The sequence below is a fragment of the Vibrio tapetis subsp. quintayensis genome, assembly GCF_030409945.1.
Lineage (GTDB): Bacteria > Pseudomonadota > Gammaproteobacteria > Enterobacterales > Vibrionaceae > Vibrio > Vibrio quintayensis.
The window spans coordinates 119,333-127,623 of sequence record NZ_JAUFQV010000039.1 but is presented as its reverse complement, the minus strand read 5'-3'; the positions used below and the strand labels follow the sequence as shown (position 1 = coordinate 127,623).

The following is an 8,291-nucleotide window of genomic DNA, read 5'->3' as shown; positions in this document are numbered from 1 at the left end:
ATCAGGATAAGATCAAGGACACCGCTAGGAAGGCGATGAAAAGGATTACGCTGAAGGACACAGCGCTGCTATCAAGGATTTGATGCATGGAGCACTTTTAGTAGCCGGATTGCTGCGAGTAAGACTACGGCCCCGATACGCAAGTATCGGGGCTTTTCTTTATCTAAAAAATATCAAGAAAATAGAGTTCTTCTTTGGCTTACCAGAGAGAATACAGTTAGCCTGTAACCTGTAACCTGTAACCTGTAACCTGTAACCTGTAACCTGTAACTCACCTCACATCCGGTACGGCGGTATTTCAAAGCTCACAGGCCTAAACCCCACCATCGTCAACTCTCCAATATAATAATCATCTCCAAGCGATGAAAATTCAAACTCGTACACAGTATGCCAGCCAAAACGGCCTTTTGAGTTCTTGAACCGATGAGCCTCAAATGCGGTGCTTAATAGTTGAATATCAAGTTGCTTGCAACGTCTTGCGATGGCTTGTTTAGCGAGTTCAGATTGGCGTCTTTGCTGCCAAAACGCAAAACAAAACAAAGATAGGCCTAGGATTGCAAACAAGTTAGCCATGATTTATTCGCCCTTGGTCGATTGTTGAAGTTTGATCAATGCGCTAGCCAGTTCTTGGTTTGGGGTATTGTGCAGTAGCGGTAGAAAAACCATTCGTAACTCTGGCAGCATGACAAGGTCAGCAAATAGCTGGTTAAAGAGATTTTGGTTTCCGGTTTGCGCTAGGCGTAACAGGAACTGCTCGGCAACCGTGGCGTCGCTTAATGCGCTCCAGCAACGGCCAGCGATGGCAATCAGCACCTCTTGATGGCTGAGCCTTGGGCTGCTCAGAATGTCATTCACGATAGCTCTCAGCTTGTTTTGCTCGACACCAGATAAAGCGCGAATGAGTGCTGACAGCAAAAATAGATCGGGCGCGTCAGAGAGTATTTCTGCAGAAGCAAGCTCATGGACTCTGTCTGCTAATTTGTCTGGTAATGTGTCAGAGTGTTCCAAAGCGCCTAATAACGCATATAGCGGCTCTGTAGGGAGGTTATTCAGGGCTTTTCTTACGAGTACTCCGTTTTGTTCTGCATTCAAGCGAGCACAGATATCAGTGATGCCTTGTAACCCGATAGTTTGCCAATTATCCCAGCCTAAATTTCCTTGGAAATACTGCTGCGCGTGCTCGTAGTATTGGCTAGTTGGCATATCTAAGCTTGCACGAAGCTGGCTATGAAAAACGGCCATTTTGTCATCTGACGGCTTAAAGGTGTATGGGTTGTTTGCCAGCTTTTGTTGCTGCTCTTCGCTGACTTCACCGCCTAAGCGGGTGCCCATTGCTTCTAATACGTATTTAATGAAATTACCGATGTTCGACTGTTTAAGTAGACCTCGTTCATCTAATTCAAACTTCAAAAACCATATCCACGGCTGTTTTTGTGTATTCCAGTAGGCAATAGCGATTTGTGCGTGGCGCTGAATAGGATAAGGGTAAGGCTGCTGGGCTTGTTCAATGCGCTTAAACTGATCTTCTGCGATCGGCTGAACGCTGCGACTGAGATCGTAAATGCTGTATTGGCAGCCACTGTTTTCTAGTAGCTGGGTAAGGGTATGAATCGTTTCCATCAGGGAGAGTTATCCTATTAGTCTTTCATCAATAAATGGTACTCTATGGCCATTTTTCAAGGTTAGAAGTGACGAAAATGCCAACTCAACACCAAGTTAGTGCGTTGTTAGCACAATTAGAAGCACAAATGAGTGCTTTACAGCTATGGCAAGCAAGTTCTCCATCGCAAGCCGCGCTATCTAGTGAGCAACCTTTTGCTATCGATACCCTAGAGCCTAACGAATGGTTGCAGTGGATTTTCATTGTTCGAATTAATGCGCTTATCGAGCAAAATCAACCATTACCGACTGGGTTTGAAATCTTGCCATATTTTGAGCAAGTTTGGCAAAACCAGCGGGAAATGGAAACATTACTAAAGACCATTGCGCAACTCGATAAGGCGTTTAACCCATGCTAGAAATCATCTATCAAGACGAATACTTGGTTGCCGTGAACAAGCCGGCGGGAATGTTAGTGCATCGTTCTTGGCTAGATCGCCATGAAACGCAATTTGTGATGCAGACTCTGAGAGATCAGATCGGTCAGCATGTGTTTCCGCTTCACCGCTTAGACAGGCCAACGTCTGGTGTGTTGGTGTTTGCGCTTTCTAGTGAAATCGCCTCTAAGGTATCACCTATGTTTGCTAACCACGAGATGCAGAAAACGTATCATGCGATAGTAAGGGGGTGGATAGAAGAGGGCGATACGCTCGATTACCCGCTCAAAGAAGAACTCGACAAAATTGCCGACAAATTTGCGGATAAAGAGAAAGAAGCGAAAGATGCCATTACTGAGTATGCGCCACTTGGCAAAGTAGAAGTGCCTTTCTCCACAGGTCGCTTTCCTACTAGTCGCTATGGGCTGGTGGAAATGAAACCTAAAACAGGCCGTAAACACCAACTGCGCAGACACATGGCTCATTTACGCCACCCTATTGTTGGCGATACGTCTCATGGTGATGGTAAGCATAATCGCTTGTTCCGCGAGAATTACGATGCTCGCCGTTTGATGTTACATGCCTCTGAGTTGAGCTTTGTTCATCCGTACACAAACGAAACTCTGGTTTTAAAGGCCGGCTTTGATGATATATGGCAAAAGTTACTTGAAGAGTTTGGCTGGGATGGGTTGTTTAAGGCGTAAGGCATTAAGAGCCAGCATCGTCATCCCGGAATCGAGGAACGAGATATCCGGGATCTACTTTATGCGCGCGCATGCTTGCCGTGCGTTGTTATTTCAGCTTTTCCAGGTCCGCTTCAATTTCAGCAATTTTCCCAGAAACAACTTTCTCAAGATGTCGAAGATCACTCAAAATTTTCGCTTTGGTGTCTAATTCAGGTAGTTTGGCTGGACGCGTAAGTGTGTTTAGTTCATCGATAACCAAAGTTAGGTTACGGTTTATTTCAGTGACTTCTTTGTACTGGTGGCTACCGCTGTCGACTAGCACATTCTTGTGCTGGCGTGGGTATTTGAATTTCACGCTTTTTGCGAAAAACTCGCCTTTTTGCTTATGGAAGTAAATCTTTAGGACATCTTTTAGCGCTTCTTGTCGCAGAGAATAACGCTCAATTTGGGTAGGATCTTGAATGCCTAAACCAGTGAGGTTGGGATACATATATGACCTCGCATCAGTGAGTATTGGGTGATGTTTACCAAGTAAACTGTAGCAGTCAAAACTTGTGGTAGATAGTCTGTAACGTTAAGAGTTGTGGGCAAGATCGCGCTTATTGCCCACAACAGTATGAAATGCTATTCCGGCTGTAACTCACTGACTTTTTCAATCAATTTATCACGTAGGGTTTCCTGTTCTAAGTCGGAAAGTGGTCCGCCTTGCTCTGAGGTTAGAATAAACAAATCTTCAGCTCGTTCGCCAATCGTGGTGATTTTTGCTGCGTGAAGTCCGATATTTAAAGCGGCAAAGGTCGCACCGACTTTGGCTAACAGCCCTGGGGTATCCAGTGCAACAAACTCCATTAACGTCCGTTTCTTTGTCCTGGTCGGAATGAAATCTACTCGGGTTTTTACGTTAAAGTGGCGTAACTGCCTCGGTGTTCGTCGTACTTTTATCGTCGTGGCTTTACCGCTATTGATGACGTTAAGCAGATGACGCACGACTTTATCATGCCTGGTTTCATCGATTGGATCGCCATGCTGATCTAGAACCATAAAAGTATCCAGCGCGAAGTTGTCTTTGCTTGTCATGACTTGGGCGTCGTGCACATTGAAATTTCTTCGGTCGAGTTCAGCCACCACCGTTGCAAATAACCGGGAAGAATCTTTGGCGTAAAGAAATACTTCTGTGCCACCCCGAGTGGCTTTTTGACTGATCAAAATCAGTGGTTCATCTGGTGATTCTTGGCGTAAAAGGTGTTCGCTGTGCCAAGCGATTTGGCTGTGTGTATGGCGTAAAAAATAGTCTGCTTTAAAGCGTCGCCAAAGTAATTCTATGTCTCGTGCGGCAAATCCCTCTTTACGAAGTAGGGCAGAAGCCATTTGCTGATTGTGACGAATACGATCACGGACATCGACTGGGTTTTCCAGCCCTCGCCTTAAAGCTCGCTGAGTCGAATGATATAGCTCGGCAAGTAATGTGCGTTTCCAACTGTTCCATATCTCTGGGTTGGTGGCACAAATATCGGCCACCGTTAGGCAGACGAGGAATTCTAAGTATTCTTCATCTCGCACTATTTTGGCAAACTCGGTGACAACGTCGGGATCGTAAATATCGCGTCTCTGAGCGGTTACCGACATCAATAGATGCTGTTTGACTAGCCAAGATACTAACTTAGCTTCCGGTTTTGATAAGCCATGTTCAATACAGAAACTGTAGGCTTCAACCGCGCCAATTTCTGAGTGGTCACCGCCCCTTCCTTTTCCTATGTCATGGAAAATAGCCGCGAGAATAAGCAGTTCTTTTTTCTGAATGCGTGGGTACACTTCACAGCAAATTGGGTGCTTATTATGATTTTTTGCGTAGCTGAATGAGTGAATGTGCTTAAGTAAGCGCATGCTGTGCTCATCTACCGTATAAACGTGGAAAAGATCGAACTGCATCTGACCAACAATTTGGCTCCATTGAGGTAAATAAGCCGCCATCACACCTAACTTGTGCATCAAAGGGAAAGCACGATGCAGCGCATTAGGGTGACGGACTAAGTCCATGAATTTGTCCCGGGCCTCGGGCAGGGTGTGAAGAAATATGTTTAATCGTCGGCGCGCAGTGCGTAATTGCCTCAAGGTCGCGGGGGCAACGCTCTCTATTGTTGAGTCATTGGCGATATGAATGAACATATCCAAAATGGTCTCAGGGCGGGCTTGGAACAGTGCCGGTTTTCTTGCTTCAATAAACTGGCCACAGCGCTGGAAATCATCATCAATAATTTCGGTTACTAAGTCTTCACCGTCATTGATGATGGCTTGATTAAACAGCTTAAGTAGCATTTTGTTGAGTTCGGCCACTCGACGAAGAGTTCGGTAAAACTCTTTCATCATCATTTCGATCGGTTTATTGCCTGGGCCACTAAAACCAAGGTGTTCCGCTACTTGCAATTGATGGGCGAAAGTTAAGCGGTTATCGTAGCGCTTAAGTTCCATATGCAATGCAAAACGCACTCTCCACAGAAAGTCTTGGCACTCTAAAAGTTCACGGTACTCTCCGTCAGTCAAAAATCCGTAGCGACTCATTTCGAATAAAGAGGTGGCACCAAAGTGACGTCGAGCGACCCAACTCAATGTATGAATGTCTCTTAAACCTCCAGGGCTGGATTTGATATCAGGCTCGAGATTATAGGTGGTGTCATGAAACCGAGCATGGCGCTGTCTTTGCTCTTCCAGTTTGGCTTTGTAAAAGACATCGCTAGGCCAAAATGCTTCTGAATGCACCATGAGTTTGAGTTGCTGGAATCGATCTTCGTTGCCGCAAATAAAACGAGCCTCTTGCAGGTTTGTTGCGACGGTTAGGTCATCAAGCCCTACCTCTTCACATTGTGTAAGGGTTCGCACTGCATGGCCAACTTCCAACCTCAAATCCCAGAGTAAGGTAATAAACTCACTTATCTTTTGCTCTGTTGCGGTATCCAGAGCTTTCTCAGACAAAATTAAAATATCAATATCGGAGAGAGGGTGGAGTTCGCCTCTGCCGTATCCACCCACCGCAACCAAGCATAAATCGGAGTGCTGTTTGAAGCCATAGAATCGCCAAAGCCTCGCTAGGAGTAAATCCATATACTCGGAGCGGCCTAATACTAGGTCAGTGACAGGGTGGTGAGTTAAAAATTCTTGTCTTTGATAGTCAGAGAATTGCGTGAGTTGTTCGCGAACGGTATCCGGGACGAGTTGATCGTCTGTAAATGTTATAGGAGATTGAAAAGGCATTTCATGCATTCCATGCAGCGTCAAAATGGTAGCTCTAATGTATCAGGCTAAAACGCCGAATGCCAAGTACTTAGGGATGTGAACGTCAGAGGGATATAGCCAATATGTTACTAGACCTAAGAGGGGAGAAAAATTAGGTAGGAATAAAAATCCCCAGCATAGGGCTAGGGATTAAGATAAACCATTGATGAGTTAGCTCACCATTCGGCTATTTGTTGACCATTAAACGTGGGATGGTTTCTTCTGAGCGAAGCGTCAGTACTTCACAACCGTCTTTGGTGACTAGGATAGTATGTTCCCACTGTGCTGAGTTCTTACCGTCGCCAGTGTATACCGTCCAATCATCGTCACTGTCGATGCTGCAGCCGAATTTACCCGCGTTGATCATTGGCTCAATCGTGAAACACATGCCCTCTTGAAGCTTGCGTTTGTCGTTGTTTTTGTAGTGGACCACTTGAGGTTCTTCATGGAACTCGTTACCGATGCCGTGACCACAAAAATCTTTAACAATGGAATACTTCATACGAGGATTCTTTTTGTTATTGTCTTTGATGTACTTGTCGATCGCTGTACCGATTTCACCGACCGTTGCGCCTGGCTTAACTTTACGCATGCCAGTGTATAAGGCTTCTTGGGTAACAGAGCAAAGGCGTTTATCGGCAGCAGAGGCTTCACCGATAACAAACATCTTAGAGGTATCACCGTGATAACCCTCTGGGCGAGTCTCAAGCGACACAGTGCTGTCGTTTGGAATGATAACGGTAATGTCGATATTAACGACGTCGCCATCTTTCAAAACTGCCGGCTTCATCTTACCCGCAGTACCCATTTGGTCGGCGACTGCAGGAATACCGTGACATACTATGTGATTGATTGAAGTACAGATGGATTTCGGGAATCCATGGTAATCAAGTGGGGCAGGGTATGCGCCATTATCATTAATAAATTTGTGGCAAATTTGATCAAGTTCTTCTGTCGTAACACCCGCTTTTACATGGGGTTCGATCATCTCAAGCACTTCCGCGGCTAATTTGCCAGCAACGCGCATTTTTTCAATTTCTTCAGCCGTTTTGATTTTGATAGACATTTACTTTCTCAATCTCTTTAAATGCAATCGCGCTATTCTATCAGCGTGAATGGGATTGTTAAAGAAGTTGAGGGAATTAGGCGAAATGCGCAAGGCATAGTAAAGATACTCGGCATAAGGCGAGAACATCATCAAAAGGCTTGCATAAAGTTTTAAAGAGTTGACAAGAGTTTATGATGAGAGAAATTTTTTAACGCCCAACGCCCAACGCCCAACGCCCAACGCCCAACGCCCAACGCCCAACGCCCAACGCCCAACATTCTGTGGCTGTTTTTCCATTTTTCACTAGCAACAAACCCCTCTTTTATGGTATAAAGCGCGCCGGAACCAAGAACTGTTTTCTCCTACATGGCGAGGCTGTTTTTGAGTCCATATAAAATTATCTTTAAATCACACACGTACCGACACATGATCCGGGGTGCTCGCTTACTCAAAATTGAGAAGTAGGGTCGGACGCATGGGGCACGTGGAGGCCTAACCCCATAGAGGAATTTAAAATGGCAACTGTATCAATGCGCGATATGCTTAAAGCTGGTGTTCACTTTGGTCACCAAACTCGTTACTGGAACCCAAAAATGAAGCCATTCATCTTTGGTGCTCGTAGCAAAGTTCATATCATCAACCTAGAAAAAACTGTACCAATGTTCAACGAAGCTCTTACTGAGCTAAGCAAAGTTGGCGCTAAAAAAGGTAAAGTTCTTTTCGTTGGTACTAAACGCGCTGCATCTGAAGCTGTTAAAGAAGCTGCTATCGCAAGCAACCAGTTTTACGTTAACAACCGCTGGTTAGGCGGTATGCTTACGAACTACAAAACTGTTCGTCAATCTATCAAGCGTCTAAAAGAACTTGAAGCGCAAGCTCAAGACGGAACTTTTGAGAAGCTAACTAAGAAAGAAGCTCTAATGCGTACCCGTGAAATGGATAAGCTAGAGAAATCTCTTGGTGGTATCAAAGACATGGGCGGTCTACCTGACGCACTATTCGTAATCGATGCAGATCACGAGCACATTGCAGTTCGCGAAGCAAACAACCTAGGTATCCCAGTATACGCTGTTGTTGATACTAACTCTGACCCAGACGGCGTTGACTTCATCATTCCTGGTAATGACGATGCAATCCGTGCGGTACAGCTTTACCTTAACGCTGCAGCACAAGCTGTAACTGAAGGTCGTAACGAAGAAACTGTTGCAGCTGTTGCTGAAAAAGACGGTTTCGTAGAAGAAGCTGAATAAT

The 8,291-nt window shown here is 45.2% G+C and carries 8 protein-coding genes; 3 read left to right on the top strand and 5 right to left on the bottom strand.

Annotation, left to right across the window (positions count from 1 at the left end):
- Positions 1 to 276: 276 nt before the first annotated feature.
- Complete coding sequence (locus QWZ04_RS20665) at positions 277 to 576, bottom strand: DUF3301 domain-containing protein (RefSeq protein ID WP_290330146.1); 300 nt, start codon at positions 574 to 576, stop codon at positions 277 to 279.
- Complete coding sequence (locus QWZ04_RS20660; protein ID WP_290330142.1) at positions 577 to 1,620, bottom strand: DUF3549 family protein; 1,044 nt, start codon at positions 1,618 to 1,620, stop codon at positions 577 to 579.
- Positions 1,621 to 1,697: 77 nt separating this feature from the next.
- Between QWZ04_RS20660 and QWZ04_RS20655 the strand changes: the two genes are divergently transcribed.
- Together QWZ04_RS20655 and truC are read left to right on the top strand one after the other, a co-directional pair.
- Positions 1,698 to 2,018 carry a YqcC family protein gene (locus tag QWZ04_RS20655; RefSeq protein ID WP_290330141.1) on the top strand — a complete coding sequence of 107 codons (321 nt, stop codon included), beginning with the start codon at positions 1,698 to 1,700 and terminating at the stop codon, positions 2,016 to 2,018.
- On the top strand, positions 2,012 to 2,740 hold the full coding sequence (gene truC, locus QWZ04_RS20650) for a tRNA pseudouridine(65) synthase TruC (RefSeq protein WP_290330140.1): 729 nt from the start codon (positions 2,012 to 2,014) through the stop codon (positions 2,738 to 2,740). The genes QWZ04_RS20655 and truC overlap by 7 nt, the downstream gene beginning before the upstream one ends.
- 88 nt (positions 2,741 to 2,828) lie before the next feature.
- Here truC and QWZ04_RS20645 read toward each other — a convergent pair whose 3' ends face one another.
- The 3 genes from QWZ04_RS20645 to map all read right to left on the bottom strand — a co-directional run bounded on the left by QWZ04_RS20645 (position 2,829) and on the right by map (position 7,058).
- Positions 2,829 to 3,212 carry a DUF3461 family protein gene (locus tag QWZ04_RS20645; RefSeq protein WP_290330139.1) on the bottom strand — a complete coding sequence of 128 codons (384 nt, stop codon included), beginning with the start codon at positions 3,210 to 3,212 and terminating at the stop codon, positions 2,829 to 2,831.
- Between the two features lie 134 nt (positions 3,213 to 3,346).
- The gene (glnD, locus tag QWZ04_RS20640) at positions 3,347 to 5,971 is read right to left on the bottom strand and encodes a bifunctional uridylyltransferase/uridylyl-removing protein GlnD (RefSeq protein ID WP_290330137.1); all 2,625 of its coding nucleotides are present in this window, start codon (positions 5,969 to 5,971) and stop codon (positions 3,347 to 3,349) included.
- A 208-nt stretch (positions 5,972 to 6,179) separates the two neighbouring features.
- Positions 6,180 to 7,058: a type I methionyl aminopeptidase gene (map, locus tag QWZ04_RS20635; RefSeq protein WP_290330136.1), complete on the bottom strand. Its 879-nt coding sequence runs from the start codon at positions 7,056 to 7,058 to the stop codon at positions 6,180 to 6,182.
- Positions 7,059 to 7,555: 497 nt separating this feature from the next.
- Between map and rpsB the strand changes: the two genes are divergently transcribed.
- On the top strand, positions 7,556 to 8,290 hold the full coding sequence (gene rpsB / locus QWZ04_RS20630; RefSeq protein ID WP_102522833.1) for a 30S ribosomal protein S2: 735 nt from the start codon (positions 7,556 to 7,558) through the stop codon (positions 8,288 to 8,290).
- Position 8,291: the final 1 nt, after the last annotated feature.